This is a genomic window from Sulfurimonas denitrificans DSM 1251, assembly GCF_000012965.1.
Lineage (GTDB): Bacteria > Campylobacterota > Campylobacteria > Campylobacterales > Sulfurimonadaceae > Sulfurimonas > Sulfurimonas denitrificans.
The window spans coordinates 872,880-893,152 of record NC_007575.1 but is presented as its reverse complement, the minus strand read 5'-3'; the positions used below and the strand labels follow the sequence as shown (position 1 = coordinate 893,152).

General features: G+C 34.3%; 23 protein-coding genes. 5 read left to right on the top strand and 18 right to left on the bottom strand.

Going from position 1 to position 20,273, the window contains the following annotated elements; genetic code table 11:
• Window positions 1-25: 25 nt before the first annotated feature.
• The 10 genes from SUDEN_RS04550 to SUDEN_RS04505 form a co-directional block, all read right to left on the bottom strand.
• A complete protein-coding gene (locus SUDEN_RS04550; protein ID WP_011372495.1) occupies window positions 26-367 on the bottom strand; it encodes a hypothetical protein in 342 nt (113 codons plus the stop codon).
• 82 nt (window positions 368-449) lie between these two features.
• On the bottom strand, window positions 450-2,267 hold the full coding sequence (locus SUDEN_RS04545) for a menaquinone biosynthesis decarboxylase (protein WP_011372494.1): 1,818 nt from the start codon (window positions 2,265-2,267) through the stop codon (window positions 450-452).
• A gap of 2 nt (window positions 2,268-2,269) precedes the next feature.
• Window positions 2,270-3,211 (bottom strand): hydroxymethylbilane synthase, encoded by a 942-nt coding sequence (hemC, locus tag SUDEN_RS04540; protein WP_011372493.1) that lies wholly within the window; start codon window positions 3,209-3,211, stop codon window positions 2,270-2,272.
• On the bottom strand, window positions 3,212-4,033 hold the full coding sequence (locus SUDEN_RS04535; RefSeq protein ID WP_238374825.1) for a DsbA family protein: 822 nt from the start codon (window positions 4,031-4,033) through the stop codon (window positions 3,212-3,214).
• The gene (locus tag SUDEN_RS04530; protein WP_011372491.1) at window positions 3,996-4,421 is read right to left on the bottom strand and encodes an FxsA family protein; all 426 of its coding nucleotides are present in this window, start codon (window positions 4,419-4,421) and stop codon (window positions 3,996-3,998) included. Before SUDEN_RS04530 ends, SUDEN_RS04535 begins: the two co-directional genes overlap by 38 nt.
• A complete protein-coding gene (gene proS / locus SUDEN_RS04525) occupies window positions 4,421-5,728 on the bottom strand; it encodes a proline--tRNA ligase (RefSeq protein WP_011372490.1) in 1,308 nt (435 codons plus the stop codon). Before proS ends, SUDEN_RS04530 begins: the two co-directional genes overlap by 1 nt.
• Window positions 5,729-7,027 (bottom strand): glutamyl-tRNA reductase, encoded by a 1,299-nt coding sequence (gene hemA / locus SUDEN_RS04520; RefSeq protein ID WP_011372489.1) that lies wholly within the window; start codon window positions 7,025-7,027, stop codon window positions 5,729-5,731.
• Window positions 7,027-7,914 (bottom strand): polyprenyl synthetase family protein, encoded by an 888-nt coding sequence (locus SUDEN_RS04515; protein WP_011372488.1) that lies wholly within the window; start codon window positions 7,912-7,914, stop codon window positions 7,027-7,029. The genes hemA and SUDEN_RS04515 overlap by 1 nt, the downstream gene beginning before the upstream one ends.
• Before the next feature lie 14 nt (window positions 7,915-7,928).
• Window positions 7,929-8,342 carry a hypothetical protein gene (locus SUDEN_RS04510; protein ID WP_011372487.1) on the bottom strand — a complete coding sequence of 138 codons (414 nt, stop codon included), beginning with the start codon at window positions 8,340-8,342 and terminating at the stop codon, window positions 7,929-7,931.
• Complete coding sequence (locus SUDEN_RS04505) at window positions 8,343-8,645, bottom strand: DUF2018 family protein (RefSeq protein ID WP_011372486.1); 303 nt, start codon at window positions 8,643-8,645, stop codon at window positions 8,343-8,345.
• A gap of 98 nt (window positions 8,646-8,743) precedes the next feature.
• On the opposite strand from SUDEN_RS04505, the gene SUDEN_RS04500 reads away from it, so the two are divergent.
• Complete coding sequence (locus tag SUDEN_RS04500) at window positions 8,744-9,901, top strand: FAD-dependent oxidoreductase (RefSeq protein ID WP_011372485.1); 1,158 nt, start codon at window positions 8,744-8,746, stop codon at window positions 9,899-9,901.
• On the opposite strand, the gene argB is transcribed toward SUDEN_RS04500, so the two are convergent.
• Genes argB through SUDEN_RS04480 form a run of 4 tightly spaced genes read right to left on the bottom strand, consistent with a single transcriptional unit; the run spans window position 9,886 to window position 13,552 of the window.
• Entirely contained in the window at window positions 9,886-10,737 is an 852-nt protein-coding gene (gene argB / locus SUDEN_RS04495; protein WP_011372484.1) for an acetylglutamate kinase, read from the bottom strand. The two genes, SUDEN_RS04500 and argB, sit on opposite strands and share 16 nt — an antisense overlap.
• Window positions 10,738-11,643, bottom strand: a complete 906-nt coding sequence (locus tag SUDEN_RS04490) for a tetraacyldisaccharide 4'-kinase (protein WP_041672210.1) — start codon at window positions 11,641-11,643, stop codon at window positions 10,738-10,740.
• Window positions 11,644-11,647: 4 nt separating this feature from the next.
• Window positions 11,648-12,769: a DegT/DnrJ/EryC1/StrS family aminotransferase gene (locus SUDEN_RS04485; protein WP_011372482.1), complete on the bottom strand. Its 1,122-nt coding sequence runs from the start codon at window positions 12,767-12,769 to the stop codon at window positions 11,648-11,650.
• A gap of 9 nt (window positions 12,770-12,778) precedes the next feature.
• Window positions 12,779-13,552: an NAD+ synthase gene (locus SUDEN_RS04480; RefSeq protein WP_011372481.1), complete on the bottom strand. Its 774-nt coding sequence runs from the start codon at window positions 13,550-13,552 to the stop codon at window positions 12,779-12,781.
• 130 nt (window positions 13,553-13,682) lie between these two features.
• Between SUDEN_RS04480 and SUDEN_RS04475 the strand changes: the two genes are divergently transcribed.
• Window positions 13,683-14,276, top strand: a complete 594-nt coding sequence (locus SUDEN_RS04475) for an MBL fold metallo-hydrolase (RefSeq protein ID WP_011372480.1) — start codon at window positions 13,683-13,685, stop codon at window positions 14,274-14,276.
• Window positions 14,277-14,284: 8 nt separating this feature from the next.
• On the opposite strand, the gene SUDEN_RS04470 is transcribed toward SUDEN_RS04475, so the two are convergent.
• Entirely contained in the window at window positions 14,285-14,779 is a 495-nt protein-coding gene (locus SUDEN_RS04470; protein WP_011372479.1) for a hotdog domain-containing protein, read from the bottom strand.
• The gene (gene cmoB, locus SUDEN_RS04465) at window positions 14,776-15,666 is read right to left on the bottom strand and encodes a tRNA 5-methoxyuridine(34)/uridine 5-oxyacetic acid(34) synthase CmoB (protein ID WP_011372478.1); all 891 of its coding nucleotides are present in this window, start codon (window positions 15,664-15,666) and stop codon (window positions 14,776-14,778) included. Before cmoB ends, SUDEN_RS04470 begins: the two co-directional genes overlap by 4 nt.
• A gap of 60 nt (window positions 15,667-15,726) precedes the next feature.
• Between cmoB and SUDEN_RS04460 the strand changes: the two genes are divergently transcribed.
• On the top strand, window positions 15,727-16,620 hold the full coding sequence (locus SUDEN_RS04460; RefSeq protein ID WP_011372477.1) for a cation diffusion facilitator family transporter: 894 nt from the start codon (window positions 15,727-15,729) through the stop codon (window positions 16,618-16,620).
• A gap of 2 nt (window positions 16,621-16,622) precedes the next feature.
• Here SUDEN_RS04460 and rny read toward each other — a convergent pair whose 3' ends face one another.
• The gene (gene rny / locus SUDEN_RS04455; RefSeq protein WP_011372476.1) at window positions 16,623-18,191 is read right to left on the bottom strand and encodes a ribonuclease Y; all 1,569 of its coding nucleotides are present in this window, start codon (window positions 18,189-18,191) and stop codon (window positions 16,623-16,625) included.
• A gap of 1 nt (window position 18,192) precedes the next feature.
• The gene (locus SUDEN_RS04450) at window positions 18,193-18,765 is read right to left on the bottom strand and encodes a 5-formyltetrahydrofolate cyclo-ligase (protein WP_011372475.1); all 573 of its coding nucleotides are present in this window, start codon (window positions 18,763-18,765) and stop codon (window positions 18,193-18,195) included.
• Between the two features lie 64 nt (window positions 18,766-18,829).
• Here SUDEN_RS04450 and SUDEN_RS04445 point away from each other — a divergent pair, with 64 nt between their 5' ends.
• Together SUDEN_RS04445 and ftsY are read left to right on the top strand one after the other, a co-directional pair.
• Window positions 18,830-19,387 carry a TlpA family protein disulfide reductase gene (locus SUDEN_RS04445; protein WP_011372474.1) on the top strand — a complete coding sequence of 186 codons (558 nt, stop codon included), beginning with the start codon at window positions 18,830-18,832 and terminating at the stop codon, window positions 19,385-19,387.
• Window positions 19,388-19,389: 2 nt separating this feature from the next.
• On the top strand, window positions 19,390-20,268 hold the full coding sequence (gene ftsY / locus SUDEN_RS04440) for a signal recognition particle-docking protein FtsY (RefSeq protein WP_011372473.1): 879 nt from the start codon (window positions 19,390-19,392) through the stop codon (window positions 20,266-20,268).
• Window positions 20,269-20,273: the final 5 nt, after the last annotated feature.

Genomic DNA, 20,273 nt, shown 5'->3' with positions numbered 1-20,273 from the left:
TCTATCTTAAAAAATACTATAGCAGCTAATTACAAGCAGGAACATTTCCACTATCACCAGCGTACTCAAATAAAAAATCTCTTAAGTGTTTTAAATTTTTAACAAAAATTTTATTTTGAAAATATTCATGCGAAGGCCCAGCACTTTTCTCTTTGCTTTGCAAATGAATTTCTACTAATTTTTCGCCACTATTTTTCATAATAGCATTCCACTCTTTTTTATTTTTAGTTGCCACAAAAACTTGACCTGTCTTATGACACTCAACACACTCTCTTACAAACTCTCTTTGTCCTTTGTAAACAGCGGCATCAAGAGCAATTGATGTGAAGAGAGAGATAGATAAAATAGAAATAAAAAATTTACTCATACATCAAACCTCTATGATAATTACTTACACTGCGCCATAGTTTATTATATCGACTTTGACTAAAATAAAGAGAGAGAATAAATCATGATAATTGGAACTTTTCATATAATTTTTCACTTAAATCCCATACACCTTTGAGTTTAAGAGATTCTACAACACTCTGCGTACAATCAACATCATCAGGCCATCTTCTCTCAAAACTATCTAATGAGTTTTTGTTTGTTCCATCAATTGCAACCATTAATCCAGATATATATATGTCTCTTAGAGCATCCATATTATTTGTAACTCTCCACACTAACATGTAGGCGTTAAATATATCATTTTTATGAGCATCTATAAAAACTACAACTCTTAAGTGCATACTCAAAGGTATAAGTGCCTCAAAATAATGTTTTGCATTTTTTGTTTTATCAACAGATATAACAGTAATTGGATTTTTTGTTCTTCTCATAAACTGATGCAAATTTACCACATCTGGAATAAGCTCTTTAACTCTTATTAAAAGTTCTTCATCACCTAAAAGATTTGGTGCCTCTACTCTGTTTGCTGCTGTAACATCAATACCTAGCTTTCCACCTATTAGCGCCTCATCAGATGAGTGATCTAGTGCATCTAAAATACCCTCTGTTATAAAGAGAGATTTTGGAGTAAACCTATCTAGTATATAGCTAGTTACCGCATCATAACTATCTAATTTTGGAGCTTTTTCATCTAAGAAAATTGCATGTTTAACAAAACTCATCTGCCCTGCACCCCAAAAAGCATGCATAAACTGTTTTGCATGTCCCTTATAATGAGGCTGCATTTTTGCTAGTATTAGATTATGAAAACCACCATTTTCTGGCATATGATAATCAAGCAAATCAGGAGCTGTTGTCTTTAGCAGAGGAAAAAATATCTTCCCAGTAGCCCATCCCATGTACTTATCCTCAAGAGGCGGTTTTCCTACAACTGTAGCTAAGTATGTTGGTTTTTTCTTTGTAGTAATAGCACTTACTTCCATCACTGGATATGACTCTTCTAAAGTATAATATCCTGTGTGATCTCCAAAAGGACCCTCAATTTTCATCTCATTTGTGTCAACCCAACCCTCTATAACATAATCTACATCATGTGGAATATAGAGTGGATTTGTCAAAGATTTTACTAATTTTGCACTCTCTTTTTTTATAAGTCCATACATTAAAAGTTCATTAACACCATAAGGAAGAGGAGCCGTTGCACACCATGTGTAGAGTGGATCTCCCCCAATTGCTATGGTTACAGGCATTTTTTTACCAGCTTTTTGGTACTGGTCAAAAAAGTGTGAAGAGTCTTTATGAATCTGCCAGTGCATTCCTAAATGATTTTTATCATACACTTGAAGTCTGTACATCCCAACATTTACCATCTCTCCGTCAAAACTTTGAGTGTAAACTTGAGCCATTGTGATAAAAGGACCACCATCTTGTTCCCATGTAGTTAAAACTGGGATTTTATAAAGATCTATCTCATTTTCAAGATATTTTATCTTTTGACACTCACCCTCTCTTGAGAGTTTTTTTGGAAATATATTTTTAAGTGAGAAAAGTTCACTTGCCATTGAAATTTTATTTAAAAAACCACTCGGAGGCTTCATGTGGAGCAGTTTTGTTATCTCATCTGCGACAGATTCTATTGTTCTGCCAAAAAGAAGCTCGCAACGGCTATATGAACCAAAAACGTTCATTAAAATCTCTTCATCAAACTTTTTACCACTCTTCTTATCAATCACATTTGTAAAAAGTAGTGCTAAGCCGCCATCTTTTTTCTTAACCTCTGCATAAGCTAAATGAGGGATTTCAAGATAAATATCAAGTTCTGTATCAACTATTCTTAACTCGCCGTTTTTCTTTAATAACTCAATGGTTTTTTTCATTTTTACTTATTTTCCATCATTGCTTCAGCACGGCTAAGAAGCTCTTTAGCCCCTTTTTCTATAAACTCTGCTGCTATTTCTCTGCCAATGTTTTCATAATCTTTCTTAGATGTTATCTTTGAATCACTTAGCATCTCTTCTCCATTAGGAAGACCAAGCACGGCTCTAATACTAATAGTTCCATCATCTAAAACAGATGCATTAACACCTATTGGAACTTGGCAACCACCCTCCAACTCATCAACAAAAGATCTCTCTATAGTTGTCTCAATTCTACTATACTCATCTTCAAGTCCTGCAACTATTCTTAAAACTTCAGCATCATTTACCGCTTCTATTCCAAGTGCCCCTTGTCCCATAGATGGAACCATCTCTTCAAGTGAAATAGGATATACATGTTTTACAGCATCAAGCAAAGAGAGTCTATTTATTCCAGCAGCAGCTAAAATAATTGCATCAAATTCACCCTCTTTTAGCTTTCTAATTCTTGTATCAACATTGCCTCTTAAATCTTTTATGATTAAATCTGGACGAAGTTTTTGTATCTGCATACGACGGCGAAGAGAAGATGTACCTACCACTGCATTTTTAGGCAGTGCGTCAATATTTGCATATTTTTCTGATAAAAGTGCATCTCTTGAATCTTCTCTCTCTGTGATTGCTGCTAAGATAAGACCATCAGGCATAACTGTTGGAACATCTTTTAGGGAGTGAACTGCAATTTGAGCTTCTCCTTGGAGCATAGCTTCTTCAAGCTCTTTTAAAAACAGCCCTTTTCCGCCTATTTTAGAGAGCGCTTTATCTTGAATACGGTCTCCTGTTGTAACGATAACATTTAACTCAACTTCAAGACCTGGATTTTGCTCTTGTAAAATAGCTTTTATATGATTTGACTGCCAAAGTGCTAGTTGAGATCCTCTTGTTGCTATTACTAATTTTTTCATCTATTTTACCTCTTTATATTTCATTTTTGTTCTATCTAAAACTCCATCAAAGAAAATTGTAGGAGTTCCATTTACCATCATTGAGTCGGCTACTGCTAAATCACTCTTTAGATGTTCACCTACCTCTTTTGAGATAAGATCAAACATTTTTATATTTGAGCCCATTACTCTATTAAACTCAGCTAATATCTTATCATTTGATTTCTCTTTTGGATCTACTTTTACTTTATATAGATTAAGTACTACATCTTTTTTTCCTTGAAGTTCAAGGGCAGTAGCAGCTTTTACTAACTCTACAGCAGCTGGGTGAAGCGATTCAAGTGGAAAATGGTAATAATACACTGCAAAATCATTTGGTCTTTTTTTCATATACTCAAGAGCTTCTGGAACAAAAGTTTTACAAAATGGACAAAGAGGATCTGAGAAGATTGCTACTTTATGTTTTGCATTTTCATTTCCATATATAAGGTTCTCTTTTTTATAGTTTTTATCTTCAAAAGGCAAAGAGACCAACTCATTCATATCTTTGATTTTTTCTATATCAAAAATCTCTTTTGTTATCACTTTTCCATCTGAGAACCAAACCATTTTTTGAACAACTTGACGTTTGTCTTTTACTAAAAGAGCATCTAGTTCAACATAATATGCGTACCAATCATCATGCCCTTGGACTTCTGTTATATTTGTTACTTTTACGTTAAGTGATTTTATACCTTGATTCGATGCAAACATTTTTTTTAAAAAATTCTCTACATCTTCGCCTGTAGCTTCTGCTCGTAAGAGACTACTTAGTACGAGAGTTATCGCTAATAATTTCAACATCAATGACATTTATATCCTTCTCTTTATTGTATTTTTCATAATCTGTTTTGCACTTTGATTTTACATTATAACGATTAACAAGCATAGTTGTAAATACGCTAAATTGCAATAAAATGCCTATAATGTCTGTTAAAAAACCTGGGATAATAAGTAAAATTGCCCCAAATATACTAAAGAGATTAAGGCGCTGAAACTCCTCTAAGTCTATACATTTATATGAGACCGAAATAACATTTTCTCTAAATGTCGAGCGAAAATTCATAAGTATAGTTATGCCAAAAAATGCACTAAAGAGTATCTCAAAAAAAGTCCATAACCCTCCTATAGCAGAGGAAATATTAACAGAGATTAGCACCTCTAAAAAAAGATAGATTAAAAAATATATCATTACTTAATCAATTCCATAATTTTGTCATAGGCACTACTTGACTCAACAGAGATACTCTCTTTTGTTTTTCTATCAAAAATCTGAACTAATCCACCCTCAAGTTCTTTTCCGATTATAAGCGTATATGGAAAACCAATAAGCTCGGCATCTTTCATTTTAAAGCCAAATCTCTCTTTTGTATCATCAAAAATGACATCTACTTTTGCCGCTCTTAGTTTTGCATAAAGATCTTCTCCAAGACTCATTTGAGCCTCATCTTTGACATTTGAAACCATAATATTTACAATATAAGGTGCACTCTCTTTAGTCCAAATACAGCCACTCTCATCATGGTTTTGCTCTATAATCGCAGCAACCAATCTGCTCACTCCTATGCCAAATGTTGCCATCTCAAAGGGTTTGCTTCTGCCGTTTTCATCACTAAAATTCGCTTCTAATGCTGCTGAGTATTTAGTTCCAAGTTGAAAAATATGTCCAACTTCTATACCTTTTTTAAAGTGAAGGTTTGCTCCACAAGAGCATTTTTGATCTATCTTCAACTCTTTTAACTCTTCATAACTCTTCTCGTTTAGTTCATCTATCTTATCTTTAAACTCATCAATAGTCTCAATATTTGCACCATAATTACAAGATTGACACACTATAAGAGTATCTTCTCCGCTATCTGCTAAGACATGGAACTCTTTACTTCCATCTCCGCCAATTGCTCCGCTATCAGCCGCTACAACTCTAAAGTCAAGTCCAAGTCTTGTAAAGATTTTCTTATAAGTCTCTTCCATTAAATCAAACTCACGAATCATATCTTGTGTGCTTGAGTGAAATGAGTAACCATCTTTCATCAAAAATTCTCTACCACGCAAAAGCCCATATCTAGGTCTAGCTTCATCACGAAATTTAGTATTTATCTGATATAAATTTAATGGTAAATCTTTATAGCTTGTTACTCTGTTTTTTACAAGTTCAACCATAGCTTCTTCATTTGTTGGGCTTAGAACAAACTCATTTTGGTGTCTGTCGTTGATTCTAAGCATCTCTTTGCCCATAGCTTCAGAGCGACCACTTCTCTCCCACAAGCCAATTGGAGTCACAAAACTAAGTTGTACTTCATTGCAGCCTGCAAGGTCTAGCTCCTCTTTTACAACAGCTCTAATTTTCTCTAATACTATCTTTCCAAGAGGTAAAAAATTATAAAGTCCAGCACCTTGTTGATTTATAAAACCGCCTCTTACTAAGAACTTATGGCTTGGCAATGTTGCATCGGATGGTGCTTCTTTTGCAGTTGGAATAAACGCTCTGCTTCTTCTCACTTATCTTCCTTCTATGATATTTAATGCGTGTTCGCACTTATATTTATCTGGTATATCTCTTTGGTCTTTTTCTATCAAAAACTGCACTGCACTCGTTAGCATATCTGCTTTTGACTCTTCAGAGACACTTCTCATTTTTGAGCTCATCTGATGTAAAAATCTCTTTAAAACTTGTTGAGACATTTTATGAATCTGATCCTCATACTCTTTTGGAATAAACCCTTTTTTTATAACTCTCTGGCTCTCTATACGTGCTGCTTCAAATGCTTTTTCGTATATCTCTTTTATCATAGGCTCAATGTTTAATGTATTTAACCACTCAAAAAATTCAACTGTGCTTCTTCCTATAATGCCATGTGCTTTTCTAGCGCCATCTTCACGAAAGCTCATATTTTGATCAACAATATTTTTTAAATCATCAACCACATAAAGGTTTATTCTATCGCCTTTGTGATAGTTTATATCACGAGGCACTGCCATATCAAACCAATATCTATCAAAATCACATGGTTTTATTATCTCATCTGTAATAATAGGTTCAGACGAAGATGTAGCAGTAAAGAGAATCTCAAACTCATTTACAGCTTTATGTAAATCTTGCATATCCAAAACTTTTGCACCGCACTCTGAGGCTAGTTTTTCAGCTTTATGTTTTGTTCTGTTTGTTATATAAACATCTGCTCCACTTGAGAGAAGGTGCTTTGCTGTTATCTCAGACATCTCTCCAACGCCGATAACTAAGGCTTTTTTACCCTCAACATTATCAAGAACTGATTTTAGTTTTGAGACTGCAACACTAGCAATTGATACTGGTTTTGATGAGATATCCGTAGCATTTCGCACTTTTGCAGCGCACTTAAAAGCGTGATGCATGGCACGAGCCAATTTTTGAGAACAAAATCCGTTATCATAAGAGAATCTAAAAGCATCCTTTAACTGTCCAGCTATCTGCGTTTCGCCAATAACCATAGAATCAAGTGATGATGCAACACTAAAGAGATGATGAATCGCACTACTGTCATCAAAAATATCTGCTCTGCCCTCAAGTTCATCTATAGAAACCCCAGATCTTGCGGCTAACATCTCAAATATATGTTTTGTCGCACTAGCTATATCACTGCAGCTGCAAAACACTTCCATTCTATTACATGTAGAGATTAAAATAGATTCGTTAATAGACTCGCCAGAGTTTAGCTTACTTAAGCACCCTTTTGTAGCGTAATCATCTTTATAAGAGAGTTTTTCTCTAACATCAAGAGTTGAATTTTTATGTGAGAAACTTATATTTAAGTAGTGCATTAGTAACTTCTTTTTATCATGGTTTGTAAAATTTCTACTAACTCTGTATCATCTTTTATGACACTCATAGCCTCGTTAGATAGTTTTTGTGCAAGAGCAAATGATTTTTCGATGGTTTTATGTTGTTGCATCATCTCTCTTATCCAAATAGACTCATCTCTGCTCAACGCTTTTGCATGTAAAGAGCTTAGTTTTTCTCTATCTTCTTCACCTAAGTGTTGATAAAGATAGATATAAGGCAGGGTACATTTTCCTTCGACAAAATCGTTCATTGCAGGTTTTCCAAGTGTAGCTTCATCTGAAGTTATATCTAAAATATCATCTATTATCTGAAAAGATAATCCTAGATTTTTTCCATAAATAGAGTGAGAGAGTGCATCTTTTTGAGCAAGGAGTGCAGCAGCGTGGGCACAGGCTTCTATTAGAGTCGCCGTTTTAAGATATAACATCTCAAGATATCTCTCTTCATCGCTGTTAAAAGCAGAGGCCATCTTTACATCCATCATCTCGCCTTTGCTGAGTGCTGTAACAGAAGATGAGATAACTTTTGCAATCTCTTTATCAAATGCTACTAATTCGCTAAAAGCTTTTGAGTAGAGTATATCTCCAAGCATTACAGCGGTTTTGCTTCCATCTGTTGCATTAATAGAAGCAACTCCACGCCTAAGAGTTGCCTCATCAATAACATCATCATGTAAAAGACTAGCTGCATGAATTAGCTCAACTATTGCGCCAAGAAGAGGGGCAGTTGTACAAGTTGGAGCTATCTTTAAAATCAATCCTGCTCTAAGTCTCTTTCCGCCTTGAAGCTTATTAAAAAGATTAGTTACTTCATCATAATCAATCTCTTTAATAAGTCTGGTTATTTCACTATCAACTCTTTGCATAAGACTCTCTTTAGCTATTTTTTTAACTCTTCTAACTCTATATATCTTTTATCATCAAATAAAAATATCTCAAAGAGAGCTTCATTTGACGCTTCTTTGAACTCTTTAAATTTTATTAGCATATACGCCATATTGCCATATTTAGCGCCTTTTGGCATTAACTCTACCCTAAAACTCTGACTTTTATCTCTTAAATGGAGTATATTTTGTCCAACAATTCTGTCATAACTTTTAAATATAACAAGTGCGCCATCAGTATAAAGAGTCCATCTAAAGGAGAGAAGCTTTTTTTTATTATCGTATTTTACAAAAATATTCTTTTGCTCATCTTTTTTAAGCAAAATTTCTCTTTTTTCTCTATATCCAGCAGCAGATACAAACGTGTAACTAAATGCTAAAAGAGTAAAGAGAAGAAGTAAATTTTTCAACTATTCACTTTGTGATAAAATTGCGCCCATCATTTCAATATATAAATTTTTTGAAAAACTATCAATTTCATCTCTATTTGTTAAAATATAAGACTTAATCTCTTTTTCTATTTCATCGCCGTTATCGCTAAATTTATCACTACATCGCTCTCTCATCATCATCTCCATTGCAGCTGCTCTGTCAATAAATTTTTCTAACTCATATCTCACTACATCATTGTTTGCATTAAAAATTACATCCATAAGTTTGCTCTTAGGTGAGCCCATAAATATATCATCTTCGTCTTCAAATAGTCCGTACATTTTATATCCTGTTTAATAATATTGAAGCGATTATATCATCACAAAAATAATAGTGCCTTAACACCTGACATTAAGTCATATTTTTCTATAATTCAAGGATGAAAATATATGACTTTTTAATTATTGGTGCAGGCAGTGCTGGGTGCAATAGCGCTGCTTATCTTCAAAAAAGGGGATTAAAAGTTGCCATTGCTGACAAAGAGGGAGTAGCAAGCGGCGGAAGCGGCGCTGCTGGAGCCTTTTTATCGCCTCTTGCTGGGGTTGAGAATAGTTATAACCTCTTTATAAATAGAGCACTAGAATACTCTTTAGATTTTTATGAAACAATGTTTCAAGATGAGATAGTAAAGAGTGGTGTTTTAAGAGTTGCAAATGAGAATTTTGACACTGCAAAGTTACAAACAAATAGCATAAAAAATCGTTATATAAGTACAAAAGAGTTAAAAGAAATTTCACAAAATTTCGCTCAAATAGATGGATATTTTTATGAAAATGCCGCAATTTTAAATCCACATGAAGTTTGTAGAGAACTCATAAAAGAGTGTGATTTTTATAAATTACATGTAGAAGAGTTAAGATATGAAGATGGATTTTATCTATTTGATGATTTTATGGCTAAAGATGTAATTCTAGCTCAGGGTGTAATAAAGCCTATTGTTTCAACTCCATACATAAAAATAGCACCTATTTTTGGAGTTAAAATCGATGTAAAAACAACAACAAAAGTACCATTTAACATACATAAATCTATCTCTGTATCAACAAATAAAAATGATTCTACTATCTCTATAGGTGCGACAAAAGAGAGACATGACACATCACAAATAGAGTGTTTGACCTCATGTGATAAATGCGCCTTTTATACAAATAGCGAACAAGGACAAGTTGAAGAGTTGCTTATGGAAGCGAGTGAATTAATTAAACTTGAAGATTTAGAAGTAACAAAAATTTACAGAGGTGCAAGAGCGACAATTAAGAGCTATTTTCCAGTAATTGGCAAAGTTATAGATTACGAGGAGAGCCTCAAAAAATATCCATCTATAAAAAATGGAACAAAAATTATGCCAGAGCTACTTACATACTTTCCAAATTTATATATCATAAATGCTCTTGGCTCAAGGGGTTTTGTAGTAGCTCCATTACTTGCAAAACTGCTATGTGAAGAGATTTTAGACTCAAAAAAAATACCGCAAGAGCTCTCAAGCGAGAAACTATTTTATAAGATGGCAAGAGCCAAAAATCAGATAGTTATCTGAGTTCCAACTCCAGCTGATGTGAAGAGTTCTAAGAGCATTGAGTGCTCTATTCTTCCATCAATAATATGCGCCTTAGCAACTCCACCTTCTATTGCTTCAAGACAAGCATCCACTTTTGGTACCATTCCGCCATGAATTGTTCCATCTGCTTTTAGAGCCTCAACTTCCGCTTTTGTAAGCGTACTAAATAGCTCTTTGCTGTTGTTTAAAACACCTGCTGTATCTGTTAGGAAGATAATTTTATGTGCTCCTATTGCTTTTGCAACATACGAGGCGCACAAATCTGCATTTATATTAAATCCAGGGTGACCCATCTCACCTCCAGCAGCGATTGGAGCGATAACTGGAATAAATTTTTCAGCTATAAGATTTGAGATAACATCAGCTTTTACGTCTGTAATATTCCCAGTTAAACCCCATCTTGAAAAATCTTTTGCTTTTGCAGATATAAAATGGGCATCTTTTCCGCTGATTCCTATAGCTTTTGCACCATGAGAGTTTAAGAGTGAGACTATCTCCTTGTTTATCTCTCCGCTTAAAACCATCTCAACGATTCTCATAACCTCTTTTGATGTGACCCTTTGCCCTTCAATAAACTTGCTCTCAATCTTTAGTGCATCAAGCATCTCATTTATCTGTCGTCCACCGCCATGAACTATAACTGGCTTGATTCCAACTAGATACATAAGCAAAATGTCCTCTGCAAACTTCTCTTTTAACTGAGGTGTCTCTTGAGCTGAACCACCATATTTTATAACTACTGTTTTACCTCTAAACTCTTTTATAAATGGCAGAGCTTCAAGAAGCGTTTGTACTGTTTCAATCTTTTTTTGCACTTATTTTCCCCTATAATTATCTATAATTTTAAAAATATACTCATCAACTTCTACATGTAAATCAAGCAGAGATAGCGGTAAATCAAACTGCTCTAACTTTACAAAATCTTTATATGTAACTAAAACGCTATCTGAGCCATCTCGTCTTAAAATCTCTAAAACCTCACTCTTACTAAAAGAGTGATGATCCTCAAAGTAGTTTTTACTAACAACTTTTGGCAGGTACTTATCTAGTCTCTGCGGTCTTGCTATTGCACTTAAGAGCGACATTTTATCACTTTTATTTTTAAGTTCAACTACTCTTTTAAAATGAGTGCCCTCTTTTAAAACTATTGCTTCTTTTTCGCTCCAAAGCCTCTCTCTAAATGGTCCAGATGGCAAACAAGATAAATTTTTACTCTCTACATGTATAAGAATGTCTAGCTTTTTTATATCATGTTTAGAGTAAGCATCATCTAAAAAAACTATTTTTGCACCCATCTCTTTAGCTTTTAAAATCCCTTTTTTTCTATCTTCACTAACTATAACTATTGCTTTAGAAACTTTATGTGCATAAATCATAGCCTCATCACCGCTAACTTCTACGTCACATAATATTTCTACTCCATTATTTACAACATAGAGTCCACTGCTTTTTCGTCCATATCCTCTAAGTACAATAGCTGCTCCCTCATATCTTGATGCAAGTGCCGTTACAAGTGGTGTTTTACCACTTCCGCCAACATTTAGATTTCCTACACTTATGATACCAATACCAAAATTTTCTGTGCGTTTACTCTTAAATCTTACATACATGTAAAAACAGTAAACCCAGCTAAGCGGAAGCATAAAAATGGAGAGGATTTTTTGACTGAGGCTTGGGTTGTAGAAGTACTCCTCAACCCAAAAAACTAATTTTTTATGCAAAAATTTATACTCTTGTTAGAGCTACAGCTTTTACTTTATCGATAACGTACTTAACCTCTTTATCGTTCATACTTGCATATATAGGAAGTGACATAACTTGCTGATACGTTGTAAGTGCCACTGGAAAATTATTTACTTTTAAAGAGTACTTATGTTTGTAGTAAGTTAAAAAATGAAGAGGAATATAGTGAAGACCAACCTCAACACCATGTTTCTTTAACTCTAGTGCAAAAGAGTCTCTATTTTTATCTACTTTTATAATGTAAAGAGAGTAAGGGTGCTCTTTGTTAATAGCTTTAGGAATAGCTATATGAGCTACTCCATCAAGAGCTTTATTATACATTTGAGCTATCTCGTTCACTCTTTGGAGATTTTTATCATGTTCTTGAACTTTTGCTCTAATATAAGCAGCATCTAGCTGGCTCATAGAGTAATCAAATCCTATGTCTGTAACATCATAAATATACTCTAGTGACTCTTCATCTCTCCCCATAGCATGTGCGCTAAGAAGTTTTGCACGCTCAACTATCTCTTTTGAGTTTGAAACAAGCATACCGCCATTGCAGACATCTTTTTTAAGATGAGAAGAGAAGTTAAAACATGTAATATCAGCACCCGTTGCTCCGACTCTTTTGCCATTGTATGTGGCTCCGAGTGCTTCACTTGCATCTTCTACGATTTTTACATCATAGATAGTTCCCATTGAGTATAATCTATCCAAATCACTACACTGTCCAGCCACATGTGTAGCAATTACAGCTTTTAGTTTTTTAGCTCTGTTGTCCTCTAAATATGCCTCTAATTTATCAAGATTGATATTAAATGTATCTGGATCAATATCTATAAAAACAGGTTCAGCATCAAAGTGACGAACAACCTCTGGAACTTTTGGATGCGCATTTACAGAGCAAACTACCTTATCTCCACGCTTTAAATCAAGTGCTAACATAGCTAAATGAAGTGCGGAAGTACCGTGTGAAGTAGCTAATGCGTAATCTGCACCGATATATGATTTAAACTCATCTTCAAGCTCTTGTACTTGGTCTATATCTTCACCATCTAAAACATCACTTACATTTGAGTGTGCTTCTCTGCTGCTCTCATATTTACAAAACAAAACTTTCATTATTAATCCTTATAGTCTAATATTTTGACGTAATTTAGCGATAAGTGGCATCTTGCCCTTAAATTGATTGCGAAGATTTCTCTCTATTATCATATCGAGCATCTTAGCATCATATCCCATCTCTAAAATTTTCTCTCTACTTAGCTGCTCTTCAATATAGAGTTTAAGCACCTTATCAAGCTGAGAGTATGTGTAGCCCAAATCAGCTTCATCACTCTGTCCAGCCCACAAATCTGCTGAGGGAGCTTTTTTCATAATGCTATTTGTCACATTCAAATACTCTGCCAACTCATACACTTCACTCTTATAAAGATCTCCAATAGGATTTAATGCACATGCTAAATCACCATAAAGTGTTCCATACCCTAACATTAACTCACTTTTATTGCTTGTTCCTAAAACTAAAGCGTTATGTTTTGCAGATAAATCAAACAAAGTGCTCATTCTAAGACGTGCAGATAGATTGCCTCTTCTTAGATTATCCATATCTGGATTTACCTCTTCATAAGCTTTTAACATCGGCTCAATCGAGCTAGTGATAGAGCGAAGATTAAAAGCTAAAGAGAACTCATCTGCATCATCAAGAGAACTTTGTGATGAGTAGTGAGATGGCATTTTTACACAAAGTAGATTATCTCCAAAAACTCTTGAAGCAAGTAGTGCCACAACAGCTGAATCAATACCGCCACTAAGACCTAAAACAACGTTTTTAATCCCAGTTTTATGAACTTCTTCATATAAAAAATGTTGCAATTGCTCTGCAATAGGTGCATATTTTTCCATTGCTAACCTTTAAAAAACTTTAACAAATAAGATTATATCAAAGTTTTTGTAATGATATGTAAATTATGATAAATGAGACTATCTTTATGCTTTTAAGGTTACAATTTTACAAAAATATAAAGAGTAGTATATGAAAATAAAAGTTCAACCAATGGGTGATTACCAAACTAACTGTTACATAGTACATGTTAATAATATGGATTTTATTATAGACCCTGGAATGGGTGCGACTGAGTGGGTAATACAAAACGTAACAAACCCTGTTGCTATACTCAACACTCATGGGCACTTTGACCACGTATGGAGCAATGCAGAGTTGCAAAAGAGGCTAAAAATTCCTCTATATACTCCTAAAGAAGATCTTATGCTATTAAAAGATAGTTCATGGATGCCCTCTCTTCCACCATCATATGCTGATATTGAAGTAGAAGCAAATCAAGAGTTTGATTTTAACGGTGTTAAAGTTAAGTTTCGTCATTTTCCAGGACACACCCCAGGGTGCTCAACCATAGAGATAGGTGATGCTATGTTTAGCGGGGACTTTATATTTGAACGCTCTATTGGAAGAACAGATTTTCCATACTCTTCACCTACGCAGATGAAAGACTCTTTAGAGAAGTTTAAAAAAATAGCTTACGATAAGACTATATATCCAGGGCATGGCGGAACTACAACTATAAAGCAAGAGCAGTTGTATAGCGATTACTGGATAGCAAATCTTTAAAAGATTTGCTACTCTTCATCACTCTCTTCACCGCTTAATTTAAGTTTTAAAACATGTCTCTCTGTTACGACTGTTTTAAATTCACCATCAAAAACTTTGATATCTAAAACATGCCCAGTTACATGAATATTTCTTTTTCTACCCTCTTTATGACGTACTTTTGCTGTAAAATTTACAATATCGCCAAACTTTACAGGAGATAAAAATTGACAATCACTTGCAACTAAAACGACATTTCTCTCATTTACAGCAGCCATAGCAGCATAATCAGCCGCACTAAAGATAAATCCACCATGTATCAAGCCCATAGAATCAGCAATCATATCATGAGTAGTGACTAGTTTTAATTTTACAAATCCAAGTTCAAGATTTTCTATCTCTCCACACAAATCTTGATTTATTTTTTCATGTGTTTTTAACAAAATATCATCTATCACATACTCGTTTATCTCTAACTCTTCATCATCTTGGAGAGTCTCTTTTTTATCTTTTGATATTTTCACTTTATTCCCTTTTTTAATCTAACATATACACGAGAGGGAGCAGGATACCCCTCAACTGTTTTAGTATTATCATTTTTATCTAAAAAGTCTTCAAGAGACTCCCCTTCAATCCAAGAAGTTTTTCTCTGTTCATCACTAGATGTCAAAGAGGTCTCTAAAACTTCAAAACTACTAAATCCAGCTCTTAGACACCAATTTTTTAGAGCACTAATCGTAGGTACAAAATAGATATTTGGTATCTTTGAGTAGGATGATGCAGGAGAGAGGCATATCTCTTCATCACCCTCGATATAAAAAGTATCAAGAATAACCTCGCCTTCCTTATCTAGCCCTTTATAAAGGGATTTTAACATTGAGACAGGATCACTTCTGTGATACAAAACACCCAAACAAAAGATAGTGTCAAACTTATCTTCATAAAATTCCAGATGCTCAACACCCAAAAGTTCATAAACAATATCACTCTTTACAAAGCGGTTTATAAAATCAAACTGTGTTTTAAATAGTGGCGATGGATCAAAACCGACAAGCAGTTTTGGAGCATCTTCTTGCATTCTAAATAGATAATATCCATTGTTACACCCTATATCGGCAACTCTTCTATCTTTTAAATTAAAATGTTTTCGTAAAAGATTGTATTTGATATTGCTTCTCCATTCAGAGTCAATATATGTGCCAAATACCTCAAATGGACCTTTTCGCCAAGGCATCATAAGCCTTGCAGTATCTTCTATATTTTTTAAAGGCTTGCCTTTAATAGTTACAACATCTCCTAACTCAACACTACATGTAACGTCACCTAGGTGTTCTATAACTTCTCTAAGAGGAGCAATATTTTTCCATTGCATCCATTTTTGTCGCTCTTTTCTTATTTCATTTATATTCATTTTAATCACTATGATATGTTTAATTTACTATAATTGTACCCTAAAAAAAGTGGAGTAAATATGACAATAGAAAAAAAGGCAACCGTCGTATCAACATCAGTAGCTATGATTCTTGTAGTTATAAAGATGAGCATTGGAATACTCAGCGGTTCTATTGCTGTTTTAGCTTCTGCAATTGATTCAATACTTGATTTGACCGTCTCCTTGTTTAACTATTTTGCTCTTAACAACGCAGAAAAAGACCCTGACACTCTCTTTAATTATGGTCGTAACAAAATGGAGCCTCTTGCTGCAGTTATAGAGGGAACAATCATATCATTTTCGGCACTTTTTATACTATATGAAGCTCTTAATAAAATTGCTCGTCCGCAAGAGCTAGAGTTTGTTGGTGTTAGTATTTTAGTGATGTTTATCTCTTTAATAATTACAACTTTTCTTGTTATTTTTCTAAACAGGGTTGCAAAAAAAACAGGAAATATGGTTATAAAAGCCGACGCTCTTCACTATAAGACAGATATATTTTCAAATGGTGCAGTTTTACTTGCTCTTGGTCTTGTCTCTGTTACAGCCGAGCAAATTATAGACCCGCTTCTTGGAATAGCAATTAGCATCTATATGATTTACTCTGCAATACCGATTATAAAAGAGGGAATGCTAATGTTGCTTGATGCAGCTCTTAGTGAAGAGGATATAGGTAAAGTAAAGACTATTATAGAAGAAAATAAAACCGTAACAAATTATCATCATCTAAGAACAAGAGTCTCTGGCTCACATATTTTTGTATCAGTTCATCTTGTCTTTAATGTCAGCATATCACTATATGATGCGCACCTTGTTTCAGATAAATTAGAAGACAAGATAAAAAAACTTTTTTCTGATAAAAAGGTCCATGTATTAATGCACATGGACCCGTATGATGACTCAGAGATTAATGATGTAGAAGATTTATATTAGAGTTATTTTGCAAACTCTACTGCCCTGCTCTCACGAATAACATTTACCTTTATTTCGCCAGGGTATTGAACTCCATGCTCTATTTCACTGGCTATCTCTTTAGCTAAGAGTATAGATTCATCATCATTTATAAGAGAAGCATTTACTATAACTCTTACCTCTCTGCCAGCATTTATGGCATAAGCTTGCTTAACGCCGCTATGTTGAGATGCTATCTCTTCTATAGCAGTAACTCTTTTTAAGAAACTCTCAAGCACCTCACGTCTAGCACCTGGACGAGCAGCAGAGAGAGCATCCGCAGCACAAACAGCGCCACACTCTATGGAGTTAATCTCTTCATGTCCATGATGAGCATATATTGCATTTATTACTACACTGTGTTCATTGTAACGATTACAAACTTGCACACCCAAATCAACATGGCTGCCTTCATGTTCGTGTGTAAGTGCTTTACCTATATCATGTAAAAGTCCCGCTCTTTTTGCAAGTCTTGCATCTCCACCCATTTCAGAAGCCATTATTCCAGCTAAATGTGCAACTTCCAAAGTGTGAGAGAGAGCGTTTTGTCCATAACTAGCACGATAGCGAAGTTTCCCGATTAGTTTTACAAGTTCTGGATGCATAACACCGATATCAAGGTCAATCACTATCTCTTCACCTTCACTTAGTGTATCGGCTTCAAAATCTTCACAAACTTTGTTGTATATCTCTTCTATGCGTGCGGGCTGAATACGTCCATCTTGTATTAAAAGCTCTAATGTTTTTGTAGCAATTGCTCTTCTATAAAGGTTAAAACTACTCACTAAAATCGCATTTGGAGTGTCATCGATGATTATATCAACACCAAGAAGTGTCTCAAGAGTTTTGATATTTCTACCCTCTTTGCCAATAATTCTGCCCTTTAGCTCATCATCATTAAGATGCACTAAATTTGTAAGACGCTCAGCTGCAAACTCTCCTGCAAAGCGGCTTGTAGCTTGTGCTAAAATATAATTTGCTCTTTTTTTAGCTTCTACTTTTGCTTCATTTTCATAGCGCCTAACTACATGTGCAATTTCAGAGCGTGACTTCTCTTCTACTTTTTCCAGAAGTACTCTTGTTGCTTCCTCTTTTGTCATACCAGCACAATGCTCAATCGCATTTAAAGCTTCATCAATCTTATCTTCATATCTTTTTTTTAGTGAGCTTAGAGATTTTTCATTTCTTTTTAAATCAACTTGTCTTGCTTTTAAAGTAGAGACTTCATCTTGCAGACGTCTCTCTTCATTTTGCTTATAACGTTTAAAGGTTTGCTCTTTTCTATTAACATCTTCTTCTCTTAAAGAGAGATCGGCCTTAGCTCTATCTTTTGCATTTTCATACAATTTTGTAGCTTCCTGCTCTATCTCTTGAGACTTAATGTTTGCTTTATATAGAAGCAGTTGCGCTTCATTTTCTATAGCACCTGCTTGAGCTTTTGCTTTTTCGACATATATATCAAAATTAGCATTAGTAATTTTTTTAGAGATGTAAAATCCAACAAGTCCACTAATAACAGCTGCTGAGCTGCCACTTAGTATCTCGTTTAACATTCTATTTCCTCATTTTATCAATATTTCTGTTTTGTACTCTAATATTTGGCGTAATTATCAAATCGCTCGTAATGTCATAATCATCACAAATTAACTCTTTTGTAAAGCAGAATTCTGACTGTATAAAAATTGTGTACGGTCTCTTTTTTAACTTTTCAAAGAAACGATCATACATTCCTTTTCCAAAACCAACTCTTTGTAAATTTCCATCTACACCAACAACTGGTACTATAGCTACATCTATATTTTTAATATCTCTTAAACTATTTCCCGCTTCATAAATACCAAATTTTTTCTTCTTCAGCGGTAGCCTAAATGGTACCATCTTAAAACTTTCGCCTTGCATAAATGGAACAAATATTTTATATTTTTTCCTAATTTGTTTTATTATTTTTGCTGTATCAGCTTCAAATGGCAGAGATATAAAAAATAGTATTTTTTTATTTTTAAATTTTTTAAGCTCTTTAATTAGTTGATTGCTGATTTTTTTATTTTTATATAAACAGTTGTGTTTTGAACTATTTTTAATCTTATTTAGACAATTTTGTCTAAAAATTACTTTTGTAAGAGCCATCTAAAATCTTTATGGATATAATTTCACTCAATTTTACTTAAAAAAAAGAAACCAAGGTAAGCAAATGTTTAAAAAATCGATTCTAACTCTATCTATAATAGCGACTCTTCTTTTTCAAGGCTGTTCTGAAGACAAAACTAAAAAAGAGGTAAATACTATGATCTCCACTAGCGAGTATGTTCTTACAGACCTAAACAACAAACAACATGTAGTTAAAAAAGTTGATAAGGGTTTTATACTTGCTGGAGCTGAAGACAAAATAGTTATTTTTGATATTTTTGCAACTTGGTGTCCACCATGTCGCGGCGCAGCACAACATCTCAGCTCACTTCAAGAAAAATATAAAAATGATTTAATTATTATTGGTATCACGATTGAAGATAATATTCAAAATGAGAAATTAGCAGAGTTTGCAAAGACTTACAATGCTAACTATATTTTAGTAAACTCAGATCAAAATCGCCGTCTTAATAGTGCTATAGTAAAAGAGTTAGAGCTAGGTGATAGATACCCTATTCCAACATTAGCGATGTACAAAAATGCCAAACTGATAAACCATTATATAGGTGCAACAGAAGAGGAATTTATAGATAGTGATATAAGAATTACTTTAGGTAAATAGGGATGTTTGGATTTATAAAAAAATCTCTTCACAAAACTGCTGAGGCATTAAAATTAGTAGTTCCTAAAAAGAAACTATCATTTTCCAAAAATGAGATAGAGGAGATTCTACTTGAGGCTGATGTTGAATATGCTCTTGTTGAGATAATAATCAACGAACTATATCAAAGCAAAATCACGCGTGAGATTCTTCGTCCAAAACTTCTAGCTACTCTAGCATACACTTCATATAAAGAGCCAGAGTTTAACGCTCCTTTTGTTGAACTTATCGTTGGAGTAAACGGAGCAGGAAAAACAACAACTATATCAAAACTAGCCCTAAAATACAAAAATGATGGCAAAAAAATTATGCTTGGAGCAGGAGACACTTTCCGTGCTGCTGCGATAGAGCAACTCTCTCTTTGGGCAAAAAAGTTGAATATTCCAATCGTTGCATCAAAACAGGGACATGATAGCTCTGCTGTCGCATACGATACAATTGAATCTGCCAAATCAAAAGGCTATGACCATGTCATAATAGATACAGCAGGAAGACTACACACGCAAACAAATTTAGCAAATGAGTTAAAGAAAATTCACAGAATCTGCGATAAAGCTCATAGTGGTGCACCTCACAGAACAACTCTCATAATCGATGGAACACAAGGAAACTCTGCAATAGCTCAAGCAAAAGCTTTTAATGAGATGATAGGGGTCGATGGAATCATTATAACAAAGCTTGATGGAACCGCAAAAGGTGGGAGCATTTTTAGTATTGCTTATGCACTAAACCTTCCTATTCTATATGTTGGAACTGGAGAGCAGCCAGAAAATCTAACACCATTTGACAAGTATGAATTTGTCGATGGACTCTTAGATGCTATTTTTGAAGAGGAGAGCTGAAACTC